At 67.7% G+C, this 23,413-nt stretch carries 15 protein-coding genes; 7 read left to right on the plus strand and 8 right to left on the minus strand.

Going from position 1 to position 23,413, the window contains the following annotated elements; all coding sequences use genetic code 11:
- The coding region (locus TSH64_RS35925; protein ID WP_199237588.1) for a filamentous hemagglutinin N-terminal domain-containing protein at positions 1-4,886 on the minus strand (4,886 nt) is incomplete at its 3' end.
- 943 nt (positions 4,887-5,829) lie between these two features.
- On the opposite strand from TSH64_RS35925, the gene TSH64_RS17475 reads away from it, so the two are divergent.
- The gene (locus TSH64_RS17475) at positions 5,830-8,259 is read left to right on the plus strand and encodes a sensor histidine kinase (RefSeq protein ID WP_158285387.1); all 2,430 of its coding nucleotides are present in this window, start codon (positions 5,830-5,832) and stop codon (positions 8,257-8,259) included.
- Between the two features lie 19 nt (positions 8,260-8,278).
- Entirely contained in the window at positions 8,279-8,968 is a 690-nt protein-coding gene (locus TSH64_RS17480) for a response regulator transcription factor (protein ID WP_158285388.1), read from the plus strand.
- Between the two features lie 324 nt (positions 8,969-9,292).
- Here the strand turns inward: TSH64_RS17480 and TSH64_RS17490 are convergent, their stop codons facing one another.
- From TSH64_RS17490 to TSH64_RS17500, 3 genes are read right to left on the minus strand one after another with little or no spacing between them, the layout of a single operon-like run.
- Positions 9,293-10,603: an HlyD family type I secretion periplasmic adaptor subunit gene (locus TSH64_RS17490; protein WP_109446805.1), complete on the minus strand. Its 1,311-nt coding sequence runs from the start codon at positions 10,601-10,603 to the stop codon at positions 9,293-9,295.
- The gene (locus tag TSH64_RS17495) at positions 10,600-12,393 is read right to left on the minus strand and encodes a type I secretion system permease/ATPase (protein WP_247873001.1); all 1,794 of its coding nucleotides are present in this window, start codon (positions 12,391-12,393) and stop codon (positions 10,600-10,602) included. Before TSH64_RS17495 ends, TSH64_RS17490 begins: the two co-directional genes overlap by 4 nt.
- A gap of 43 nt (positions 12,394-12,436) precedes the next feature.
- Complete coding sequence (locus TSH64_RS17500; protein WP_146208045.1) at positions 12,437-13,525, minus strand: hypothetical protein; 1,089 nt, start codon at positions 13,523-13,525, stop codon at positions 12,437-12,439.
- A gap of 345 nt (positions 13,526-13,870) precedes the next feature.
- Here TSH64_RS17500 and TSH64_RS17505 point away from each other — a divergent pair, with 345 nt between their 5' ends.
- The 3 genes from TSH64_RS17505 to TSH64_RS17515 all read left to right on the plus strand — a co-directional run bounded on the left by TSH64_RS17505 (position 13,871) and on the right by TSH64_RS17515 (position 15,998).
- Positions 13,871-14,572: a calcium-binding protein gene (locus TSH64_RS17505; RefSeq protein WP_199237589.1), complete on the plus strand. Its 702-nt coding sequence runs from the start codon at positions 13,871-13,873 to the stop codon at positions 14,570-14,572.
- A gap of 147 nt (positions 14,573-14,719) precedes the next feature.
- Positions 14,720-15,154, plus strand: coding sequence for a hypothetical protein (locus TSH64_RS17510; RefSeq protein WP_109446809.1), 435 nt, complete (start codon positions 14,720-14,722; stop codon positions 15,152-15,154).
- A 70-nt stretch (positions 15,155-15,224) separates the two neighbouring features.
- Positions 15,225-15,998 carry a hypothetical protein gene (locus TSH64_RS17515; RefSeq protein WP_247873002.1) on the plus strand — a complete coding sequence of 258 codons (774 nt, stop codon included), beginning with the start codon at positions 15,225-15,227 and terminating at the stop codon, positions 15,996-15,998.
- Between the two features lie 62 nt (positions 15,999-16,060).
- Here the strand turns inward: TSH64_RS17515 and TSH64_RS17520 are convergent, their stop codons facing one another.
- The 3 genes from TSH64_RS17520 to TSH64_RS17530 are packed head-to-tail and all read right to left on the minus strand — an operon-like array spanning position 16,061 to position 19,368.
- Positions 16,061-17,392, minus strand: coding sequence for an efflux RND transporter periplasmic adaptor subunit (locus tag TSH64_RS17520; protein ID WP_109446812.1), 1,332 nt, complete (start codon positions 17,390-17,392; stop codon positions 16,061-16,063).
- Between the two features lie 3 nt (positions 17,393-17,395).
- A complete protein-coding gene (locus TSH64_RS17525; protein ID WP_109446814.1) occupies positions 17,396-18,673 on the minus strand; it encodes an ABC transporter permease in 1,278 nt (425 codons plus the stop codon).
- Positions 18,670-19,368 carry an ABC transporter ATP-binding protein gene (locus TSH64_RS17530; protein WP_109446816.1) on the minus strand — a complete coding sequence of 233 codons (699 nt, stop codon included), beginning with the start codon at positions 19,366-19,368 and terminating at the stop codon, positions 18,670-18,672. The genes TSH64_RS17525 and TSH64_RS17530 overlap by 4 nt, the downstream gene beginning before the upstream one ends.
- A gap of 192 nt (positions 19,369-19,560) precedes the next feature.
- On the opposite strand from TSH64_RS17530, the gene TSH64_RS17535 reads away from it, so the two are divergent.
- A complete protein-coding gene (locus tag TSH64_RS17535; protein ID WP_247873003.1) occupies positions 19,561-21,075 on the plus strand; it encodes a TolC family protein in 1,515 nt (504 codons plus the stop codon).
- A 175-nt stretch (positions 21,076-21,250) separates the two neighbouring features.
- Here TSH64_RS17535 and TSH64_RS17545 read toward each other — a convergent pair whose 3' ends face one another.
- On the minus strand, positions 21,251-21,814 hold the full coding sequence (locus tag TSH64_RS17545) for a TetR/AcrR family transcriptional regulator (RefSeq protein ID WP_109446822.1): 564 nt from the start codon (positions 21,812-21,814) through the stop codon (positions 21,251-21,253).
- Between the two features lie 112 nt (positions 21,815-21,926).
- Here TSH64_RS17545 and TSH64_RS17550 point away from each other — a divergent pair, with 112 nt between their 5' ends.
- A complete protein-coding gene (locus TSH64_RS17550; protein WP_109446824.1) occupies positions 21,927-23,336 on the plus strand; it encodes an amidase in 1,410 nt (469 codons plus the stop codon).
- Positions 23,337-23,413: the final 77 nt, after the last annotated feature.

A 23,413-nucleotide genomic window follows, 5' to 3' on the forward strand; every position in this document is an offset into this window, starting at 1 on the left:
GTGACCGAGCCCGGTGCGTAGGTCGCGTAGGTCTTGCCGGTGAGGACACCCGGCGTCAGGCCGCCCAGCGTCGTGGTGGGCTGGTCGGCGGAATAGATCAGGAAGCGGCCGCTGGCGGTGCTGAGCGTTGCCGAGCCGCTGTTGTTGAAGACGCCGTTGTCGGCGGCCAGCACCAGCGCGTTGCCGGTCCCCGAGGCCGTGAGCGTGCCGCCGTTCAGCGTGATCCCGCTGTTGACGGACAGGCCCTGGTTGAGGACGCTGATCGTGCCGCCGGTGACGGTGTCCAGCGTGATGTCGCCCGACGCGCTGTTTGTCTTGCCGGCGCCCGTGCGCAGCTCGACCGACACCGCCCCGGTGCCGGCGTCGATTGCCGTGCCGCTGGCCATGGTGATGACGGCGTTGCCGGCGTCGCGCTGGGAGTCGACGACGCCATTGGCCGTCAGGTCGTTGCCGATCAGCGTCAGGGTGCCGTTGTCGGTGGTGATGTTGGCATTGACCAGGATCGAGCGCCCGGCCTGGAGCGTCAGCGCCCCGCCGTTGCCCGACGGGTTGTTCGCCGTGATCGCGCTGTTGATCGTGATGTCGTTGTTGGCCTGCAGCGTCACTGCCGTCCCGGTGTTCAGCACGCTGGTGATGCGCGACGGCGCCAGCGTCACCGTCTGGCCGGCCGCCATGGCATATCCCATCGACGACGGCGTCAGCATGACGTAGACCCGGCCGCCGATCCCGTCGCGGGGCGACGAGATGATGAGGGAGCCGTCGGCGGCGACGATGGGGCTATCGCTCCCCAGCCAGGCGCTGGCTTGGGAGCCGATGATGCTGTTGACCTCCGAGATCGTGCCGGAGAGGCCGCTCGTCCCGTTGCCCCAGGTCACAGCACCCGCGCTCGTCGCCGTGCCGTTGGCCCATTGATAGCTGGAGACGGCGTAATTTCCGTTGGCGAGCGTGGTCACCTGATAGCCGACACCGTCATAGGCGGAGGTGCCGACGAGGCTGTTGGCCGCGCTGATCGTGCCGCTCACGCCGGCCGTGCCGCTGCCCCAGGTCGCCGCACCCGCGCCGCTCGCGGTGCCGTTGGCCCAGTTGGTGGACTGGATCACGTAATTGCCGTTCGACAATGTGGTCAGGTTTGCCCCGACATAATCGCCGCTGGAGGTGCCGACGAGGCTGTTGGCGGCCGACACCGCGCCGGTGACGCCGGCCGTGCCGTTGCCCCAGGTGACGAAGCCGGCGTTGCTCGCCGTGCCGTTGTCCCAGAAGGTGCCGCGGACCACGTAATTGCCGTTGCTCAGCGGGTTGAGGATGAGGTTGAGGAAATCGCCGCTGGAGGTGCCGACGAGGCTGTTGGCGCTGGACACCGTGCCGGTCACCCCGGTCGATCCGTTGCCCCAGGTCACAGCACCTGCGCTGGTCGCGGTGCCGTTCTTCCAGGAGATGCTCTTGACCAGATAATTGCCGTTGGACAGCACGGTGATGCCGTCGCCGACCTTGTCGTTGGCGGATGTTCCGATCAGGCTGTTGGCGGCCGAGAGTGTGCCGGTCATGGCGGCGGTGCCGCTGCCCCAGGTGACCGCCCCGACATAGGTCACGGTGCCGTTCGACCAGCCGGTGGATTGCAGCACGTAGGCGCCATTGGCGAGCTGCGTCGCCTGTCCGCCCACCCCGGCGAATCTGCTGGTTCCGATCAGGCTGTTGCTGGCGGACACGACCCCGGTGACGCCGGCCGTGCCGCTGCCCCAGGCGATTGCCCCGGCAGCCATCACGGTCCCGTAATTCCAGTTGCTGGAGCCTGCCAGATAATTGCCGTTCGACAGGGTGTAGACGCTGGACCCGACACTATCGTTGGCGGAAGATCCCACCAGGCTGTTGCTGGACGAGACGCTTCCCGTCATGCCCGTCGATCCGTTGGCCCAGGTCACCGCGCCGGCATTGGTGGCCGTGCCGCTCTTCCAGAACCGGCTGATGAGCAGGTAATTGCCGTTCGCAAGGGCTTTCGCCTCGCCGATCTGATCGCCGGCACTGGTGCCGACGAAGCTGTTGGCGGCGGACACCACGCCGGTCACGCCCGCCGTGCCGCTGCTCCAGGTTGCTGCGCCCGCCGAGGTCATCGTGCCGTTGCTCCAACCATAGGCGGCGACGACGTAGTTTCCGTTGGACAGCGGGGTGATGAGCGAACCGACCTTGTCGCCGGCGGAGCTTCCCACCAAGCTGTTTGTGGCCGATACCACGCCGCTCACGCCGGCCGTGCCGTTGCCCCAGGTCACCGCCCCCGCGCTGGTCGCGGTGCCATTGCGCCAGCTCCCGGCCATCATCACGTAGTTTCCATTGGTCAGGGGCACCATGTTGGTCCCGACCCTGTCGCCGGTGGAGCTTCCCACCAGGCTGTTGGTGGCCGACACCACGCCGGTCACGCCGGCGGTGCCGCTGCCCCAGGTCGCCGCGCCCGCCGTGGCCGCCGTGCCGTTCGCCCAGCCCGTGGCCATCACGATGTAATTGCCGTTGGACAGGGTGTTTATGAGCGAACCGACGGCATCGTTGGCAGTGGTGCCGACGAGGCTGTTGGCGGCGGACACCGCGCCGGTCACGCCGGCCGTGCCGTTGCCCCATGTCACCGCACCCGCGCTGGTCGCGGTGCCGTTTGCCCAGGACGGGGACTTGACCAGGTAGTTGCCGTTGGACAGCGTTATATAGCCGATCCCGACGTAATCGCCGCTGGCGGTGCCGACGAGGCTGTTGGCGGCGGACACCGAGCCGGTGATGCCGGTGCTGCCGTTGGCCCAGGTCACCGCACCCGCGGCGGTCGCGGTGCCGTTGCTCCAGTTGTAGGACACGACCAGATAGTTGCTGTTGGACAGCGTGGTCCAGCTCGAACCGATCGAGTCGTCGGCGGCGGTGCCGACCAGGCTGTTGGCGGCGGAGATGACGCCGCTGACCCCCGTCACGCCGCTGCCCCAGGTGATGAACCCCGCCCCGCTGATCGTCCCGTTGTTCCAATAGGGATTGTTGAGGAGGAAATTGCCGTTGGCGAGCAGGGTTATGTCGGAGGGATTCTGTCCGATCCTGTCGTTGCTGTAGGCACCGGTCAGGGTGGAGATCAGCGCCCCGGTCAGGCCGTTGAACAGATAGACCGCCCCGGCGTCGGTCGCCGCGAAATCGTCCTGCGACGCGCTGACGACGATGTTGCCGGTCGACAGCGCCTTGACCACGGCGCCGAACTTGTTGCCGGCCGCCGGATTGGGGTCGTTGAGCTGGAACTGCGGGTAGCCGTTGGCGGTGCTGTCGATCACGATGTTCTTAGGATCGAGCAGCAGCGAGCCGGCGCGCCCGGCCGCCGCCGAGGCGTCGCCGGTCCCGGCGAAGGTCAATGTGTCGTGCGACGACACCTCGATCAGGCCGCCGTCCCCGCCATTCAGGCCGGCCTTGGCCGACGCGGCGCCGTAATAATCGGTCCGCGTCTCCGACCACACGATGATCCGGCCGCCGTCGCCGGCAGCGCCCGTCGCGTCGGCGCGCAGGCTGGTGGTCGGGCTGATGCGGGTGGAGCCCGCCTTCAGCATCGCGCCCGACCCCTGATAGTCGCCGCCGACCCGGATCGACCCGCCCTTGCCGCCGCCCGACGCGTCGGCCGACGCGTCCACCATCGTGACCGCGCCGGCGAACAGATCGACCGCACCGCCGGCCTGACCGCCCGTCGCATCGTGCCGGCCCGAGGTGAACAGCGTCGAGTCCGCCTGCGCGCCCGTCACCGAAACCTGCCCGCCGTCGGTCGCGCCGCGCGCCGACAGCGTCGAATTCGACGGCGCGATGTAGGTCTTGCCGAATTCAACCGCGACGCTGCCGCCCTTGCCGGCGGTGCCGTCGGCCGACAGCCGGCCCTGGTTCGACACCCGGTCGGCCTTCACCGTCACCGAACCGCCGCGGCGGCCGTTGGCCGACAGCGTGCCGGTGTGCATCGCCAGCCCGCCCGTCTTCACGGCTCCGGCCCCGGTGCCGGTGGTGACGGCGGTGGCCGCCACGCTGACGGTCCCGCCGTCGCCGGCCGCCGTCTTCGCCTCCACCGTGCCCGCCGTCGTGACGTTGCCGCCCGCCGCCGACAGCACCACCCGGCCACCGCGCGTCTCCACCCCGGTGGCGCGGACCAGCCCGCCATTGTTGCCGGCCAGCGCATAGACGTTGCCGCCGGCCGCCTTCAGCTCCGCCGTCGCCGCCTCGATCATCCCCGACGTCTCGACCTTGCCGCCGGCCGTCCCGACCCGCACCAGGACCCGCTCGCCGTCGGCCCCGCTCTCGCTGAGCAGCACCTCGGTCCCCGACGCCAGCGCCGCCGTTCCCTTCGGCGCGCTGATCCTGCCGGAATTCACCACCTCACGCGCGATCAGGACCACGTCGCCGCCGGTCGAGCTGATCTTGCCCAGGTTGGTGACCGTCGCGTTGCTGTCGCCCCGGAACACCAGGCTGCCGCCGGCCATGAAATGCTCGTTCAGCACGTCCATGGTGGAGGCGACGAAGCTGCCGCCGGTCACCACCACGCCGCTGTCGCCGATCACCACGCCCTGCGGGTTGATCAGGTAGAGCGAGCCGGTCGCCTTCAGCGTGCCCAGGATCTGCGACAGGTTGCCGCCGGTCACCCGGTTCAGCGTGGCGCCCGCGCCGTTGTTGACCTGGACGGTGGCGCCCTGGCCGATCGAGAAGTCCTTCCACTCGATGATGCCGCGCGCGGTCGTCTGGTCGACGGTCATGGTGGCGCCGGAGCGGCTGATGCCGCCGCGCCCCGCCACGAAGGCGCCCTCCACCGGCAGCATCGGCGCGGTCTGCGCCAGGACGGCGCTGGTGGGGAGGATGGCGACCGTGGAGAACAGCAGCACCCGCAGGGATCCGTAACGCATCGCACGCACCTTGTTCCAGGAAGATTTGCCGGTTGACTTGAGGGATATGAAGGCTTTGCCGGAGGTTCGGGACAGGCCCGGAACCCCGGCGCGGCGCGCCAGACCATGGCGGTCCTTTAGGGGGTGCAACCTAATGGTTGCTCATCACCATGTTCCATCGTCGAACCTTCGCCCGCAGTGGTTCCCGTGCCGCCGATCCGGTCGGGTTCCGGACGAACATCACGTGGGACTGTCGCCCTGTCTCAAAGTAATTACCTCATCCTGCTATCTTATAGAATTCGCTCAATGCCTGTGAGTCGGTAAATGAAACGAATTGCAACCTCTTGAACAGTTGGCTTTTCGTTATCTTTCACTATCTTTCACCTCCTTTCAGAAGTTTTCATCCCCCAATTAGTTGGAAGAAATTATGTTTCTTGCTCTACGTTCGATTCGTTCGACGCGGCTATGCTTCGGCTGACGAATGTCACGGTTGCGGGCGAGGGATTGCAGCACCGCTCCTCTTCCGAGGATGGCGTGTTCAATGAAGCGTTGCGGCAGCCGATTCGAGGCGGTGGCTTCCAGGAACACCACCCATGCCTCTCGAAATGAGCGCTTCCTGGCGGCAGTTATTTCAAAAGGCGGCAGCTACCAGTAATTGTCTCGAAGCGGAGTGGCCTGAGCTTTTTCCAGATCGAGCTTTCGAGCTTGCCGACGCCGGAATTCTTTTTGTTGGAGACGGGCGATAAGATCGCCCTAATATTTCATCCTGCTTTTATGTTTCACAATCTTTCATTTTCCGGCTGGCGGCTAGCCTGTATGGTGCCGATGGAAGCCAGAGTCCGGTCATCCTTGAAGGTCGAAAGCGGATCCTTATGGAGGCGAAACGGAAGGCCGCTCATCGACGGCGTGAGGCTTTCGCCGCCGGATGGCGGGAGAGAAACTCGTGGATCGGGATGTGCGGCGCGTGAAACGGCATTGGATCGCGGCGTGCAGCCTCATCGCCCTGTGCCTGAGCCTGGCCACCACCATGGTGCGGGCGGAACCCGTGCTGGTCGACGGCCGGGACCGTGTGGAGCTGTCGGATTTTTCCATGCGGCGCGATCCGGGTCGGCGACTGTCGATCGATGACCTGCGGGGAGGCGAGGCAGGCTCGTTCACGCCGTCTTCCCTCCTGTCCCAGGACTATAGCCTCGGAATCACCCGCGACGCCTTGTGGCTGCGGACCGAGATCGAGGTTCTTCCCGCGGCCGCCGGGCGCCGCATCCTCACCCTGGCGGTGCCCAACTTCGACCGGATGGAGGTGTGGGCCTCCTGGAGCGTGTCGCCGGACCCGGTCGCGGTCCTGGGCGACCGCGTTCCGCAGTCGCTGCCGGTCCGCCGCAATGCGGCCTTCATCGATCTGCCGGCGGGGCACCACACCCTGTGGTTCCGGGGGGTGACCAGCGGCTCGATGGCCGTCCCGCTCGATCTCTGGCGTCCTGGCGCCCTGATGCGGACCGAGCAGGTCGAGAACCTGATGCATACGGCGCTGATCACCATCGTCGTGCTGCTGGGGGTCGTCGCCCTGGCGCTGGCGGTGGCGCTGACCAGCGTGGCGCTGGCGTTCTACGGCGTTTCGGCTCTTGCGGCCGCCGGACACATCCTGGCGATGACCGGCCTGGACAGGCTGCTGTGGGGGCGGCACGTGCTGCCCGGTGACAACAATCCCTTCGTCTGGCTGGTCGTCTCGGGAGCGTTCGGCATCGGGTTCCTGTTCGCGGCGCTGCCGATGCGCCGCGATGTCCGGTGGATCGCCCCGATCCTGGCGACGCCGGTCCTGTTCGGTGTCCTGATGCTCGCGGTCTACGATCTGTTCATCGAGGGCGACCTGGAGCCGGACGTGATCCTGCGCCCGCGCAACCTTGCGCTGCTGATCCTGGTGACGGGTCTTGCCGCCAGCATCCAGTCCTGGCTGGCCGGCGGGCACCGGGCCGCGCGTTACATGATTGCCGGCTGGACGGTGCTCGCGGCCGGCAACGTGGTGACGGCGCTGCGCAATGCCGGCATCGTGCCGTGGGTGGAATCGACCTACTTCCTGCCGGTCTACGCGCCCATGGCCGAAATGCTGCTGTTCGGGGCGATGATGGCGGCGCAGTTGCGTCTGCTGCGGGTGGAGAAGGACAACGCCCAACGTGCCCTGGTGGTCGCCCTGCGCCGCAACGAGGCCGAACTGGCGGACCGGGTGACGCAGCGCACGGCGGCGCTCGATCACGCCAACATGGCGTTGCAGGATCGCGAAGCGCAGCTTCGCCGGACCCTGGAGGCGGTGCCGCTCGCCATCGTCATCAGCCACAGAACCCGCGTGACTCCCCTCTATGCCAACCGGCGCGCGCGGGAGTCGCTGGGGGGCAGCGATCTCTATCACGATCCCGCCGACCGCGACCGGCTGCTGACCCTGCTGGAGCGCGACGGGCGGGTGGAGAACGCCGAGATCGAGATGCTGGACGCGGCCGGGATCCGGTTCTGGGCGCTGGCATCGATGGTGCCGCTGGACTACCAGGGCCAGCCGGCCCGGCTGCTCGCCGTCAACGACATCACCAGCCGCAAGCAGCTCGAACAGGAGCTGACAAAGGCGAAGGAGATGGCCGACGCCTCCGTCGCGTTGGAACGGGCCGCCCGCGAGGCCCAGCGCCAATTCCTCGCCATGATCAGCCACGAGTTCCGGACGCCGCTGGCGGTGATCAGCACCGCTGCCCAGAACATGGCGCTGACGGCCGGGGACGAGGCCACCGTGCAGCGTGTGCAGCGGATCGAACGGTCGGTGCGCCATATGAACGGCATGATCGACGCCTGCCTGCTGGACGACCGTATCGAGGGGGCGGGCCTGATGCTGCGCTCCAACCGGTTCGATCCGGCAGCTCTGCTCCGCCGGATCGTGGAGGCGGCCGAAGGGGCGTCTCCGCATCACACCTTCGCCGTGAGGCTCGACGACGTGCCGGACCTGACCGGTGACGAACCGCTTCTGGGCATGGCGCTGGCCAACCTGATCGAGAACGCGGTGAAATATTCCGGCCCGGCCAGCGTGATCGAGGTCGGGCTGCGGCGGGAGGGGCAGGAGACCGTATTCTGCATCGCCGACCGGGGGCCGGGCATTCCGGAGGGCGAGCGTGAGCGCATTTTCGAGAAATATTACCGGGGAGCCGGCTCCGCACGTATTCCGGGAGCGGGGCTGGGGCTGCATCTGGTCCGCCATATCGTGTCGGCCCATGGCGGCACTGTCGGCATGCGGAACCGGCCGGACGGGGGGACGCTGTTCACGATCCGGCTGAACGTCCTGGAAGACCTGCCGGCGGATGGCGATGACGGATTCGGCTGGGGAAGCATCCCGGAGAGGGCGAAGAACGGAAATGGCTGAGACTGGAGGGCCCGCGGCGATGCTGGACGTGCTGGTTGTCGAAGATCATGCGGATCTGAGCGAGGAGATTGTATCCTATCTCCAGGCCCGCGGCATGACCGTGCGCGCTGCCGATTGCGGCCGGGCGATGGATCGGGCCATCGCCGAGCGTCGTCCCGACCTGATCCTGCTCGATCTCGGCCTGCCGGAGGAGGACGGCGTATCGATCGCCCAACGGTTGGCTGCCGGTGTCCGGCCCGGCGAACCCGAACTCGGCGTGGTGATGATCACGGCGCGCGGTCGTGTCGAGGACCGCATTCTGGGTTTGAATGCCGGTGCCGACATTTATCTGGTCAAGCCGCTGGACATGCGCGAACTGGAGGCTGCCATCGGCTCGGTGGTGCGTCGTCGCCGCGGTCCGGCCGGCCCCGCCGCGCTTGCCCAGCGCCCATGGCGTTTGGAAGCAACGCACTGGCGTCTGATGACGCCGGGCGGAAAGGCGGTCGCCCTCAGCGACGCCGAGGTCAAGCTTCTGGCGCCCTTCTTCGAGTTCCCCGAGCAGGTGATCCAGCGGCGCGTGCTGGCCGAGCGTCTGATGGTGGACGACCGCAGCATCGACCTGCTGATTCACCGGCTGCGCCGGAAGGTGGAGGGCGAAGCCGGGGAAAGCCTGCCGGTACGGACCTTGCGGTCTCGTGGCTATGCCTTCGCCGCACCTGTCGCACCTTGAGGAAGCGAGCAGGTCCCCATTTCCGGTTCACCCTCGCCGCCGGCGTCAGGACGAGGCAGCCGTCAAAGCGGCGCTCACTCTACCCTGGAGCAGCGGGCAGGCGGAGGGGCAGGTCAACAAGCTGAAGCTGATCAAGCGTCAGATGTACGGACGCGCCAGCTTCGATCCGCTGCGCCGTCGCGTCCCCCTTGCAGCCTGATCCACGCAAAGTGCGGGAGAACCGGAAAACGGGGACCATCTCACAGATCGGATTGGCGGCATAACCGGAACCAGAGCCAAGCTTGTTCCAGCCGCAAATCTGTCCGGGAAACCGGGACTGTCTCCCTATTCTTCGCGGAACGCTTTCCGGAAGCCGTCCTCGATGGGCTGCACGAGGTAGTGCAGCAGTGTGCGCTCCCCGGTGACGATCAGGGTTTCCACCGGCATCCCCGGCAGCAGACGGATTTCCGGGAGACGGTCGAGCTGGCCGGGATCGACGGCGACGCGGGCCTGATAATAGGGCTGTCCGGTCCGCTCGTCCGTCACCGCATCGGCAGAGACGCGGAACACCGTGCCGTCCAGCTGCGGTGTCGTGCGGCTCTTGAACGCGCTCAACACCACCTTGGCGGGCAGCCCGGTATGGACCACGTCGATGTCCGTCGGGCTGATGCGGGCGTCGACCACCAGGCGGTCATCCAGCGGCACCAGGTCCAGCACCGTCTCCCCCGGCGACACGACCGCCCCGGACGCGAAGCGGCGCAAGGCCATCACCGTGCCGGCCTCCGGTGCAAGCAGATCGCGCCGGTCCAGGCGGATGCGGGCGGCCGACAGTTTTTCCTCCGTCTCGGCACGACGGATCTGCACGTCGCGCAACTCCGCCGCCACCTCGCTCTGCCGGTCGTCGCGCAGGGTGAGGATCTCCTGCTCGGCCTGGGCGATGCCCTCGCGCGCTTGGGCAATGCGGTTCGCGAGGTCGCCCTGTCCACCTTCCAGATCGACCGCCTGCCGCATCAGGGCGAGCAGGCGCGGCTTGCGCTCCAGCCCCTTGTTGACCATGTCGGCGACGGCCTCGGTCTCTTCCCGGATCAGGGCCAGCTGCCTGAGCCCGGCCCGGCGCTGGTCCTCCAAACCGGCGATCTGCGCCTCCAGCTGCGCGATGCGCTGCCGGGTCATCAGGATGCGCCCGTCCAGGCTGGCTTTGCGGCTGGTGAAGATGCGTTCCTGCCCGGCGACGATCTCCGCCACCGCCGGATCGCCGGCGCCAAGGCGTTGCGCCAGGAGCGGGATCGGCGCAAGCGACAGGGCACCGTCGCGCTCGGCCAGCAGGCGGGCTTCCTGGGTCAGCAGGGAGCAGAGTTGCCCATCCAGCAGCGTCGCGGTGGACCGGGCCTCCAGATCGTCGAAGCGGATCAGGGGCTGTCCGGCGTTGACCCGGTCGCCGTCCCGCACCAGGATCGCCGCAATGACGCCGCCGTCCAGATGCTGCACGGCCTTGCGGTTGCTGTCCGCGGTGATCGTTCCGGACGCGACCGCGGCGCTGGCAAGCGGCGTGACGGCCGCCCAGGCACAGAAGCCGCCGAAGCCCGCCAGCGAGAGTGCCAGCCCTGCGGCGACAAGGCGCCCGACCAGCGGGCGCGCCAAGGGATCCCCGGTCATTCCGGCTCCACGCTGTGCAGTTTCGGCACCGGTGCCGCAGGAGGTCCAATCCGGTCACCCGCAGCGTCCGGTAGCGCCGGCCGGGCCGCCACCGGATGCATCGTCCGGCGTTTCAGAGCGTCCAGAACCTCGGCGCGCGGGCCGAAGGCTTCGACCCGGCCATCGCGCAAGGCCAGGATGCGGTCGACCTGGGCCAGCGTGCCGGGGCGGTGGCCGATGACGACCACGCAGGCCCCACGGTCCTTCAGGGCAGTGATCGCGCGGTTCAACGCCTGCTCGCCCTCGGCGTCCAGACTGGCGTTCGGCTCGTCCAGCACCACCAGCTTCGGAGCGCCGTACAGCGCGCGGGCCAGCGCCACCCGCTGGCGCTGGCCGCCGGACAGGAAGGCGCCGCCGTCGCCGACCTGGGTGTCGTATCCCTGCGGCAGGCGCAGGATCATGGCGTGGCAGTCGGCCTGGGTCGCAGCCTCCACCACGGCCCGGGGATCGGGGTCGCCCATCCGGGCGATGTTCTCCGCCACGCTGCCGGCGAACAGCTCCACGTCCTGCGGCAGATAGCCGATGTGCCGGCCGACGTCGTCGCGCCGCCACTGGAACAGGTCCGCCCCGTCGAGCCGCACCACCCCGGCAAGCGGCGGGTGCAATCCGACCAGCAGGCGCGCCAGCGTGGATTTGCCGGCAGCCGACGGCCCGATGACCGCCAGGGCTTCTCCCGGCCGCGCGTCGAACGAGATGTTGTGCAGCACGGCCCGCCCCGGCGTCGCGCCACCCGGTTCCCCGCCCTGTTCTCCTCCGCCGATGCGGAAGGCGACGTTGCGCACGGTGAGCTGTCCGACCGGCTCCGGCAAGGGCAGTCCGGGCACGCGCCGCCGTGGCCGCAGGAAGGCGGCGGACAGGCGCCGCCAGGCGTCCCGCCCGGCGCTGACCTGCCGCCAGCCGCCGATGGCCTGCTCCACCGGGGACAGGGCGCGCCCGACCACCAGGGAGGAGGCCATCATGGAGCCGGCGCCCATCTCGTGGCGCACCACCAGCCAAGCCCCGGTGCCGAGCAGGACCACCTGCACAAGCTGGCGCACGAACTTGGTGACGTTGAGCAAGACCGCACCGCGGCGATGGGCGCGGTCCTGCGCATCGAGGGCAAGGCTGTGGTCGCGGCCCCAGCGGCGGGCGAGCCCGGGCAGCAGATGCATGGCATCCACCACCTCGGCATTGCGCAAGGCGGCCTCGGCGGTGGCGACCGCGCGGTTGCTGGCAACCGTCGCGTCGCGCAGGCAGGTGCGGGTGACCCGGTCGTTGACCAGCGCCAGGGCGAACAGCAGCAGGGCGGAGGCCACCGCCAGATGCCCCAGCACCGGGTGGAGCGCGTAGATCAGCGCGAGGTAGACCGGGACCCACGGAACATCGAACAGGAAGGCGGCGCCGTTGCCGAGAACGCTGTGCAGCGTGCCGAGATCCTTCAGCATCGCTGTCCCGTCCCGCCGCCCGAGCAACGCCGCCTCGACCATGCGGTCCAGGACCGGTGGGGCGAGGCGGCGTTCCAGCCAATCGCCGAGCGTGCCCAGCAGACGGGCCCGCAGGAAATCGAGCGCGCTCAGCAGGGCAAGGGCGCCGGCGGTGATCAGCGACAGGAACAGCAATGTCGGCAGGCTGCCGGAGGGCAGCACACGGTCGTAGACCTGCATCATGTAGAGTGACGAGGCCAGCATCAGGATGTTGATCAGCAGGCTGAATCCCGTTGCCCAGACCAAGGGGGCCCGGCAACGGGACAGAAGGCCAGCCGTGTCCGTCACGTCGACGCCATCCGGAGGGCCGGACATGGCGGCTGTCGCACGCTCAGCCATCCTGAGGGTCGCGGGGGGCGGCCTTCTGCGAAGCCGCCGCAGTGTTGGTGCCCGTCTTCAGGGCCTGGAGCATGCTTTCGGCCGCACCGGTCGCCGACCCGGCGTCGGCCGACTCCGAGCTGTTGAACGGGCTGGCCTGCTGCGACGCCGAACGGGCGGTGAGCGCCGATTGCAGCATCGACAGGGCCGCCGCGGCGTTGGAGCGGTCGGCGGCGGGGCGCGGTTCGGCTGTGGCTGCGGCGGTTGCGGGCGTCGGCGGCGCATCGGGTTGCGAAGTGGCCTGGGGGGCGGAGTTGTGGGCGGCCTGGGAGGTCGCTTTCGCGGAGGCGGCCGGTTCGGCCCCGGCGGCATAGCGGGTAAAGGCGGACTGGTAGACCGACGCGTCGAAACCCATCGACGTCAGCTTGTCGTAAGCCTTGAACTCCTTCGACTGGGTGTCGTCGGTCGGCAGCTGATCCGCGCCCTGCTGGTCGGCGTACCGGTCCCGCCGGCTCGAAATGACGAAGCCCATGCTTTGCCCCATCTCTTCGAGGGCGTTCCCGCTGTCGGCGTATTTCGCCTGGGAGGCCTCGAACGCCTTGCCCGCCTGCCTGACCTGCACGGCATAGTCCGCGTCCGAGACCTGGCCCTTGCCGTGGGCCTGGTCGAGAGCGGACATGGCGGCAAGGGCGCGGTCGCCGGCCTGTCCCCGCTCGCCCACCTGCCGGCTCAGGTCCGCCATTTTCTGACCCGCCTGCGCTTCGCCTGCCGTCGCCGGGGATTGCGTCATGAAGCGGTCGAACCCTGCCGTCTTGGCAAGATGGTTCAGGCCGTCGACGACCTCGTCGGCACTCATCTTGCCCGAGGTCACCAGCCCTTCCAGCATCCCGCGGGCCTTCGGGTCCAGATACTGGAAGGCATCGGCCGCGGGACCTTTGAGCGCCTTGGCGAGCTTCCCCACGGACACGCTGTCGCCGGTCGGGGTGCCGGTGCCGGCCGAAACGGAGGATGGGGTGGTGGAGGGCGCCGCGTCCGCAGCGCGCCGGGTTCCACCTGCCGAAGACAACGGTGCGGGGGATCGCCCGATATGATCGATAGACATGGTCATTTCCCCGTCCTCCGGTTGATATTCTCTCCGGTCAGATTCCTTTCACAAGATTATTAGCGAAATGTTAAAATTCCATGGTTCATAATCAAATAGCATTAGGTCAAAAGAGTAGGAGAAAGAGAATAGAATTCTAATCGTTAGAATTCTAAGGAATTTTCAGTGAAACCCTTGTAACCATGCAATCTTCCGCATGAAAACGCGGGAAAAGATTTGAAACCAAACTAAGTTGATTAAAAATCTCTATATACAACCCTTTGGACGTAATTTATAAGCGTTACCACCGTCACGACATCGCGGCGCGTGCAAATGCAAGAAATTTTACTACCGGAAAGGCACCCAATGACGACGTGGTTTGGCGGTCCCGGGAACGATGTTCACGATGCTCTCCCGGATGAGACGACGCTCTATGGCGGTGCCGGTAATGACGATCTGCTTGGAACGACCAGCGCAGATCTCATCTCCGGCGACGATGGAAATGACACGCTGTATGGGTGGAGCGGAAACGACACCATCTATGGCGGAACCGGGGACGACCTTCTTTACGGCAACAATGAAAACGATCTGCTGGTGGGGGAGGCCGGAAACGACACGCTCGTCGGCGGCAACAACAACGATACGCTCTATGGCGGTGCCGGAAACGACCTGATCTACGGCGACGGCGGGGATGCGCTGGGACAGGATGTCCTGGCCGGCGGGGCCGGAAGCGACACCTTGTACGGTGGGGCTTACAACGACACCTATCTGTTCACCTTCAACGCCGATGGACAGGATTACATTTCCGACAGTTCAGGGGAGTACGACACTCTGAACATCGGCGGGGTCACGAACATCTCCGGCCTGGAGTTCCATCGGGCGACCTATTACAGCTCCAGCAACGATTCCAATGATCTCGTCGTCCAGCGGGTGGGGGACAGCGCCGTCAGCGAGTTCGTTTACATCGACAATTACTGGAGCGGGACGGCGCCGGGCGCCGGGCGCGTGGAGTATCTCTACGTTGGCGGAACCACTTACTGGTTCAACAGTGTCACGCAGAATCTTTGACCTTGCGCGCTGACGAAGCATTTCGCCGCTGACTTCGGTCCATTGGCGGTCATCGGTGCGATGGCCGCTTCAAAACATTCTCAAGGCTTGCCTGCCGCAGGAACGATCTGCCGGACAGGCCGCCGCAAAGGCAAAAAGGATTCAAAAATGAACGCCATTCTCAAGGGTGCCGTCGGCTTTGCGGTCGCGTCGTTCGTCTCGCTGGGGGCCGGCGCGGCTTCGGCGCAGTCCGCCGCGACGCTCACGCTGAAGGACAACACCGCCGTGTCCTTGACCTACCAGACCAGCAGCTGCGTCGGCACCCTCAATCAGTCCTGGCCGTCCTCGATCCTGGCCGGTTCGTTCGCCACCCGCACGGCCACAAGCTCGCTGACGTCGAACGGGTGCAGCGTCACCTATCAGCGGGCCGACAATGGCCGTTCCTGCCGCTTCGTCGCCACGCGGCTCCGCAGCTCGCTGACCGGCCCGTGGAATTACCCGACGGTCAACACGACCGCCAGCGGCAGCGGGATCACCTGCACCTACACCATCACCAGCGTCAGCTCGAACGGCGACTGGGCCGTGACGCTGAACGTGAACTGATCGTAGCCCGGGCGTCCGGCCGCATCGCGTGGCGGCCGGACGCCTCTCTTTTCCAAGGAGGGATGTTGCGATGATGATCTCCGGCCAGAGCGTGGCAAGCACCGCCGTCACGGTTAAAAGCGCGAAGGTCTCTGCGGACGCGCGCGCGAACGCGACGGCGGACGGCGGGGCCGCCACCGCCACCGCCACCGCCGGGGGGAGCGCGGTGAAGAAGGACTTCGCCACCGTCGCCAAGGACGCCCGTGCCACGCTCGATGCCGTTTACCAGCAGCGCGGCAAGGCCATGGACATGCACACGTCCGGCAAGGACTGGGAAGCCGCCTTCAAGGGCATGGACCGTCGCGCGCTCTATGCCGTCGCCAGCAATGCGGGCGGCCAGTTCAGCAAGGACGAGCAGGGCGCGGCCGACTTCCTGATGGGAAAGCAGGTGGAGCAGGCGCAGGGCATCGATTCGGCCAATCCCGCCAGCATCGCCGCCTTCCAGGGAAATCTTGCGAACGCGATGAAAGCCGGGGCCAAATTCCTCGACTCCGTCAGCGACGAGGAAAAGCAATCGGTGAACTGGGCCATGTCCCGCGCGTCGATGCAGCAGAGCCATGAAATGCTTGCGGAACGGGACGGGCAGCCGGTTGAGAACCTGGACAGCGACAATCCGCTGGTCAAGGTCATCAAGGCCGCGTTGAGCGCGGCAAAAGGCGACCCCGCCCGCGAGCGGAGCGAAGGCCGCATCGACAGTCTGGAAAGCCTGAAGAGCCAGCCCTGGGCGAAGGGCCTCGAAGCGCAGATCGACCAGGCCCACCGCGCCTCGACCAAACAGGGGGCCCTGCTTGACAGCAAGGTGTGACGGAAGGGGTGTGACGGAAAAGCCGTGACGGGACTGGGCAGGGCAGGCCGCAGGAAAGCCGCTCAGGGCGGCGCGACCACGACCCTGTCGCCCACCCGCACGCCGTCGCGGATTTCCACACCGGCCGGCGTCGCCTCGCCGAGGGTGACGGGAACCTCCTCCTCGGCACCGCTCGCCGGATCGCGCCGAAGCACCGCGGGTCCTGCGGCGGTGCGCCGCACCGCTTCGGGCGGCAGGACGATGCCGGCCGGGTTGTCGTGCAGGGTGATCGACAGGGCGGCCGACATGCCGATGCGCACGGGCGTGCGCTGCTCCTCCGTCAGCGACGGCAATTCCACCCGCAGGGCGAAAGACGCGCCCGGCGCCCCGTTCTCCGCCGGCGTCGCCTGATGCGCGACCCAGGCGAGGCGCCCATGCAGCGGGCCGCCTGGAAAAGCGTCGCCGGTCACCGTCACCGGCTGGCCGACGCGCAGGCGGTTGACGTCCATCTCGTCCACGCGCGCCGTTACCGCCACGCTTTCCAGTTCGGCGATCAGAAGCAGAATCTGGTTTCCGGTCACGCTGCTGCCGGTCTCCACGGCGGTGGCGCCCGTCTGGGCGGTTGTCGGCGGCTTCAACACCAGCCCGGATACCGGCGCCGCCACCGTGGCGCGGCCGCGCTGCTCCTGCAAATCCGCGAGCCGGGCAGTCGCGGAGGCGAGGTCCAAGTCCGCCAGGCGGCGGGCCTCCGCTCCGCCGCGGCGGAGCAGGGCGTCCAGATCCTCGCGCGCCGTCGCCAGGGCGGCGGCCTGGCCCTCCGCCTGATGGCGCAGATCCTCGTATTCCTGGCGAGGGATGATGCCCTGGTCGATCAGTGGCTTAGCGTCCCGCAGGCGCCGTTGCGCCTGGGCGGCGTCGCGTTCCGTGCCGGCGACCTGACGGCGGGCGCGGGACACCTCGGCGCCGCGGGACCAGTCGGCCAGTTCCCCGACCCGCTGCGCCGCCTTCAGCATGGTGGCTTCGGCGTCGCGCAACCGCAGATCCAACTCGAAGGAATCCATGACGAACAGCGGCTGGCCGCGCTCCACGCGCTCGCCATAGGCGAATCGCTTGTCCCGAACCATGCCGCCGAACGGCGCGATGACGTTCACCGTGCGGGCGGGCTCGATGGTGCCGACCAGGGAGAGGCGTGCCGTCACGGGCGTGGCTTGCGCGATGATGGTGGCGCCCGGCGCATGTTCCGGTGCTGCCTGTGCCACCATCGCCGGGCCGGACCTGTCCCCCCCGGGAAACAGGCCGGTGCCGGGCGAGGCGGCCCAGCCACCGAGCGCGGCCACCGCAGCCACTGCCGCCACCCCCACGACCTTCGCCATGCCGATCCTGGGCGATCCCGTCATGCCCGCAGCTTCCTTCATGGCTCACTCTCCCCGCAGGGCCTGGATTGGATCGAGGCGGGAGGCGCGCAGGGCCGGCAGGATGCCGAAGAGCAGGCCCACCAGCACCGACATGCCCAGTCCCAGCGGCAAGGCCGCGGCCGGCAGCGCGAAGGGCCAGCCGGCGGACCGCGCATAGACCGCCGCCGCCGCGATGCCGAGCGCGGTGCCGAGAATCCCGCCGCCCAGCGACAGGACGGACGCTTCGACCAGGAACATGCCCAGTATGTCGCGTGGCCGTGCGCCGAGCGCGAGACGGATGCCGATCTCCCGCCGCCGCTCCACCACGCTCATCAGCATGACGTTCATCACCCCGACGCCGCCGACGATCAGCGAAATCCCGCCGACCGCCGCGAGCAGCAGCGTATAGACCTGCATCTGCTCGGCCATGGCGGCGATCATCTGGCGGGCGCTCTGGACCACCACGGGGCGGGGATGGGGGGCATCGGCGAAATGCGCGGCCACGGCGTGCCGTGCCGACGTGTCGTCGGTGTCCGGTGCCATGCGGGCCACCAGCGCCGTCAATCCGGTGTCCGCGGCGATGCGCCGCAGGCCGGGGAGGGGAACGAGCGCTGCGCCGTTCAGGTCGACCGGAAGCAGCGGGTTGGGGAGCATTTCCTCCAGGATGCCGATGACCGTGTAGCGGTATCCGCCCAGGCGCAAATCGTCGCCGACCGCCGGACCTGCTCCATCCGGGCCATCATTCCAGCCGCCATCGCCGCCAAGCTTCCGGGCCAGCCCGCCGCCCAGCACCACGAAGCTTTGCGATCCGTCGAACGCGGACAGGAACCGCCCTTCGGCCATGCGCAGACGTGCCACCGCCGCAAGGTCGCCGGTCACCCCGGCCACGCTTGCCACCGCGCGGGCGCGTCCGTGCGCCAGTTCCATTCCGGTGACGGCGATGGGAGCGACCGCCACCAGTCCGGACCGCCCGAGCAGTGCCGAGGCGTCGCCTGGCATCAGCGGCGCCGGCCGGCCGGCCTGGGCGGTGTCCGCCTGGATCGCCAGCAGGTCGGTGCCCATCGCCCGGAACTGGCCCAGCGCCTGCCGCTTGGCGGCGTCACCGACGCCAAGCATGGCGATGACCGCCGCCGTGCCGATCCCGATGCCCAGCAGCGCCAGCAAGGATCGCTGCCGTACCGCCCGGAGGTTGCCGAGCGCGTCGGCCACCAGCGCACGCCACAGGCCGGGACCGCTGGCCTCCTCCAGCTCCGCCGCATCCGTTCCGGCAGGAAAAGAACCGGTCGTGGGCGATCCGGTCATGCGCTTGGCGTCCGGGATGCCGCGTCCTCCGGGGCGGCCACCCGGCCGTCCCGCATGAGGATGCGGCGCGGGCAGCGCGCGGCAATGGCCGGGTCGTGCGTCACCACGACGATCGTCACGCCAGTGTCGGCATTCAGTGCGGCGAACAGGTCGATGATCCGCCGGGCCGACTCGCTGTCCAGGTTGCCGGTCGGCTCGTCGGCCAGGAGCAGCCGGGGCTTGCCGACAATGGCGCGGGCGACGGCGACGCGCTGCCGCTGGCCGCCGGACATGGCATCGGGCCGATGATGCGCGCGGTCGGCCAGCCCCACCCGCTCCAGGGCCGCCATCGCCCGGTCGCGGCAGGAGCGCGGCGAAAGGCCCCGGTACAGGAAGGGCAGGGCCACATTGTCCAGGGCCGACAACCGGGGCAGCAGATGGAAGGATTGGAAGACGAAGCCGATGCAGCGGTTGCGCAGCCGGGCGCGCCGGTCCACCGATGTCGCGCCCAAATCCTCGCCGTCGAACAGGACGCGGCCGGCGTCCGGCCGATCCAGCAGCCCCAGCAGGTTGAGCAGCGTCGACTTGCCCGATCCGGACGATCCGGTGATCGCGCAAACCTCGCCCGCCCGGATGGCGAGCGACACGTCGCGCAGCACCGGGACCCGCGCCGCTCCGGTGCCATAGGTTTTGTGAACGCCCGTAAGGTCGAGCATGGGCAGGCCGTCCCGCTTCGATGCACCGCCCGGAGGCTGTGCAGCTTCTAGCCTGTACGCACATCGCTTGCAAGCATGGGTGGAGAAAACAATCGTCTTCCGTTAATCTTCCAACCCTGTTTCAAGGCGGATGGGGAAGGGCTGGGCGGTTTGGGAGCGGAGTTCGCAACGTGTGAGGGCCGTCTCGCGGCCTTGATCGCGCTGGCAGGTGCCTTGCTGGCCGCCGCCTCGCTTTGGGCCGGCACCGTCCGGGCGCAGACCGTGCCCGTGCGGTCCTATGCCCAGCCGGGCACGCCGGTGCCGGCGGTTGTTCCGGGCCCGGAGCTGCCCCTGACCCTGCCGGAAGCGGTCTATCTGGGCCTGCGCCAGAATTCGGCGGTGCGCGGCGCCTATCTGCAACGGGTCCTCGACAGGTTCAACCTGCGCGTCGCGGAATCGCTGTTCTCGCCGAAAGGCGTCCTCATCACGTCGGCGCTCATCGACCGCACCGGTTCCAGCCGGAACGGCGAACTCCGTGCGGCACCCACGGTGCAGTTGCTGACCCCGCTTGGCACCACCATCAGCTTCGGCTGGGATGTCGGCCAGCGGGCACGGCGCCAGACAGGAAACGGGCAGGTGGGCAACGGCATGCTGGCCGGCAGTTCCGACCTGACCCTGAGCGTGATCCAGCCTTTGCTGAGGGGCGCCGGCCCCGACGTGGCGACGGCGCCGCTCCGTCAGGCACGGCTTGAGGAACGCTACAACCGGCTCCGCCTGAAGAGCACCGTCGCCAACACGGTGACCGAGATCGTCGGCGCCTACCACCAGTTCCTCCAGGCCCGCCAGCAGATCGCGCTCGCCCGCACTGCGCTTGACCGCGCCCGCGGGCTGGAGACCACCAACCAGGCGCTGATCCGTGCCGGCCGCATGGCGGAGGCGGAGCTGGTCCAGGCGCAATCGACCGCGGTGAACCAGGAACTGGCGGTGTTGCAGGCCGAGAGCGGCTTCGACGCGGCGCGGCTCCGCCTGCTTGGCCTGCTGGCGCTCGACCTGAACACGCGGATCGTTCCGTCGGACCGGCTGACGGCCGAGCCTGTCCGGGTGGAGCTGGAGACCGCGCGGGCGCTCGCCTTCGAGAACCGTCCCGACTATCTGTCGCAGATCATCTCCAACGAGGCCGCCAAGATCGGGCTGGACGTCGCCCGGAACCAGCGGCTGTGGGACCTGACGGTGGTTGCAGGGGTCAGCCTGCCCGGCAGCGGCCGAACGGGGCTGCGCGCCAGCGAACGCCTGCCGAGCACCAAGACCGATCTGCGGGGCGGCATCCAGCTGAGCATCCCCATCAACAACCCGGCCATCGAGCAGCAGGAGGTGCAGGCCACCGTCGGCCTGCGCCAAGCCGAGGTGCAGCTCGACCAGTTGCGGATCCAGGTGGAGACGCAGGTGCGGGATGGCGTGCGCGACCTCGAGGCCTCCTGGCGCCGTTACACGCTGAGCCGGCGCTCACGGGACCTGGCGGAGCGGACGCTGGCGGTGGAAACGGTGAAGCTGCGGGCCGGGCGCTCCACCAACTTCCAGGTCGTGACGTTCCAGGACCAGCTGCGCGCCGCCGAGAGCGCGGAGCTGGGCACGCTGATCGCCTATCTGGACAGTCTGGTGGCTCTCGACCAACTGCTCGGCACCACGCTGGACACCTGGCGCATCGAGCTGAACGACGCCGCCCGATAAGGCCATCCCGTTGCTTTGGCCACCAGTTGCGACACCGTCAACTCGCCCCGGATCGCCTCCAGCGCCACCTTCGCCTCGAACTCCGCGGAATACCGCGTCCGTTTCCCCGTCATCGGGGCCGTTCTTCCTCGTGGCGAACCAAGCTTATCCGACTGTCCGGGAAACGGGGACCAGCTCAGGCTGCAATGAGCCCTGAGCTTCGGTAGCTTTCGATCAGCGCATCGAACACTGAGATGTCCGCTCGGCTTCGAGCAAGCAGTTGAGCTCCAGCGACGGCCGCAAAGATCGCGCGCGCCTTGGCTGCATTGGCTTCGACACGAGAGCCGTTCGCGGCGGCCAGCGTCCTTGCAAGCCAATCCACGTTGACATCGGTAAAAGCTTGGACCTCGGTCTTCACCGCATCGGGAAGATCATCGTACTCGGCGGACATGAAGCTGCAGAGGCATAGGCGGTTTTCGCGCTCCAGCGAGCGCCGGAAAATCCGGGAATAGGCCTGCAACGCCCGTGTCGGATCCCCGGTCTCGATCAAGAGCGCTTCAAGGTCGGACGCGGTGGTCTCCCAGTAGCGCTTCGCCACCGCGGCACCAAGGTCGGCCTTGCTTGGGAAATGATGATAAATGCTCGCCGCTTTGATGCCCACGGCACTGGCAAGCTCACGATAATTCATGCCGCCATAGCCATGCGCCTGCGCGATGTCGGTCGCCGCGGCGAGTATCGCCTCCCTGGAGTTCGTGCTCATCTTCGTCCCTTGGACCAATCGGCATTGTGACCTACCGGCTGTTAGTTAGGGCTTGACGGTCCAGAATGGAAGATCTAAATCTGCTACCTATCGAACGTTAGGTAGTTGCACCATGAGCGATGATGTCTTCTTTTCCGATGCCACCCGGCTTGCCGAACTGATCCGCACCCGCGAGGTCTCGCCGGTCGAGGTCGTCCAGACCCATCTCGACCGGATCGCGGCGGTAGATCCCAAAATCAACGCCATTGTCACCATTGCCGGTGGTGCACTCGATGCCGCCAAGGCAGCAGAGGCCGCGGTGCTGGCGGGCGAAGAGCTTGGCCCGCTGCATGGCGTCCCCTTCACGGCCAAGGATTCGATCGATACGGCTGGCGTAATGACGCAACGCGGCTCGCCGATCTTCAAGGGGCGCATCCCCGACATGGACGCGACCAGCGTTGCGCGGCTGAAAAAGGCGGGTGGCATTCTGCTCGCCAAAACCAACCTTCCTGAATTCTCGTATTGGATTGAAAGCGACAACCTGCTTTCCGGCCGTTCCAACAATCCCTGGGACCAGGAGCGGACGCCGGGCGGCTCAAGCGGTGGCGAGTCTGCGGCGATCGCGGCGGGCATGTCGCCGCTCGGTCTCGGCACCGACCTCGCCATCTCGGTTCGCGGCCCCGCCGCCCAGACCGGCATCGTGTCTCTCAAAGCAACGCACGGGCGCGTCCCGATGACGGGCATCTGGCCGCGTGCGCCGCGCCGTTTCTGGCACGTAGGCCCGATGGCTCGCAGCATTCGCGATCTGGCGCTCGCCTTCTCACAGCTTTCAGGCCCGGACGGTCACGACGCTTTCTCGACCAGCGCCGCCCGGTTCGACGCCGGCGTCGGTCGTCAGCCCTACCGCCAGCTGCGGGTGGGCTGGATGGTCGAGCCGGGCTTCGGGCCGGTCGATCCCGAGGTCGCTGCGACCGTCAAGGCGGCCGCCGAGGCTCTCGCGACCCTTGGCATCCATGTCGAGCAGGTACGGATCCCCGCGTTGGAGCGCGACTTCGCCCTCGACGTGTTCAACAAGCTCCATGTGATGGAGATGAAGCCCGCCTTCCGCATGGCGACGGCCGGCCGTCGCGACGACGAGCTTTACAAGATGGCCAAGACCATGCTGTCGCTGCCAGACACATCGATGGACGATTTCATCGAGGCTGAGCAGGCGGCGGAGCGCCTACGCGATGGCTACGCGGAATATTTCCGCGGGTATGACGCTCTGATCACGCACGTCCTGCCCATTCCTGCGCACAAGCATGGGCAGGACGAGTTCGTGATCAACGGCCAAAAGGTCGATGCAACCTACCTCCAGGGCGCGACCGTGCCGCTCAACATCACCGGCCTGCCTGGTATTGCGATGCGGTTCGGCACGAGCAACGAGGGCCTGCCGATCAATGTGCAGATCGTCGGAAGCTGGTTCGCGGAGTCGACGATCCTGCAACTCGCGACTCTGCTGGAGGGCGTAAGTCCCGTTCGCGGGGGCCACCCGACTCTTTGAGGTCAATCCGCACCCGGAAGCTGCATGCTTCCGGGTGAAATATTTCCGTTGATCGAGGAAAAGGAAAGCATGCGCTC

It is taken from the genome of Azospirillum sp. TSH64, assembly GCF_003116035.1.
Taxonomy (GTDB): domain Bacteria; phylum Pseudomonadota; class Alphaproteobacteria; order Azospirillales; family Azospirillaceae; genus Azospirillum.

Excerpts from the sequence above, each read along its gene's own strand:
- TSH64_RS17520 (WP_109446812.1), bottom strand. The coding sequence starts at position 17,392 with ATGAAGGAAGCTGCGGGCATGACGGGATCGCCCAGGATCGGCATGGCG.
- TSH64_RS17550 (WP_109446824.1), top strand. The coding sequence starts at position 21,927 with ATGAGCGATGATGTCTTCTTTTCCGATGCCACCCGGCTTGCCGAACTG.
- TSH64_RS17480 (WP_158285388.1), top strand. The coding sequence starts at position 8,279 with ATGCTGGACGTGCTGGTTGTCGAAGATCATGCGGATCTGAGCGAGGAG.
- TSH64_RS17490 (WP_109446805.1), bottom strand. The coding sequence starts at position 10,603 with ATGACCGGGGATCCCTTGGCGCGCCCGCTGGTCGGGCGCCTTGTCGCC.
- TSH64_RS17510 (WP_109446809.1), top strand. The coding sequence starts at position 14,720 with ATGAACGCCATTCTCAAGGGTGCCGTCGGCTTTGCGGTCGCGTCGTTC.
- TSH64_RS17525 (WP_109446814.1), bottom strand. The coding sequence starts at position 18,673 with ATGACCGGATCGCCCACGACCGGTTCTTTTCCTGCCGGAACGGATGCG.
- TSH64_RS17515 (WP_247873002.1), top strand. The coding sequence starts at position 15,225 with ATGATGATCTCCGGCCAGAGCGTGGCAAGCACCGCCGTCACGGTTAAA.
- TSH64_RS17545 (WP_109446822.1), bottom strand. The coding sequence starts at position 21,814 with ATGAGCACGAACTCCAGGGAGGCGATACTCGCCGCGGCGACCGACATC.
- TSH64_RS17500 (WP_146208045.1), bottom strand. The coding sequence starts at position 13,525 with ATGTCTATCGATCATATCGGGCGATCCCCCGCACCGTTGTCTTCGGCA.
- TSH64_RS17530 (WP_109446816.1), bottom strand. The coding sequence starts at position 19,368 with ATGCTCGACCTTACGGGCGTTCACAAAACCTATGGCACCGGAGCGGCG.
- TSH64_RS17505 (WP_199237589.1), top strand. The coding sequence starts at position 13,871 with ATGACGACGTGGTTTGGCGGTCCCGGGAACGATGTTCACGATGCTCTC.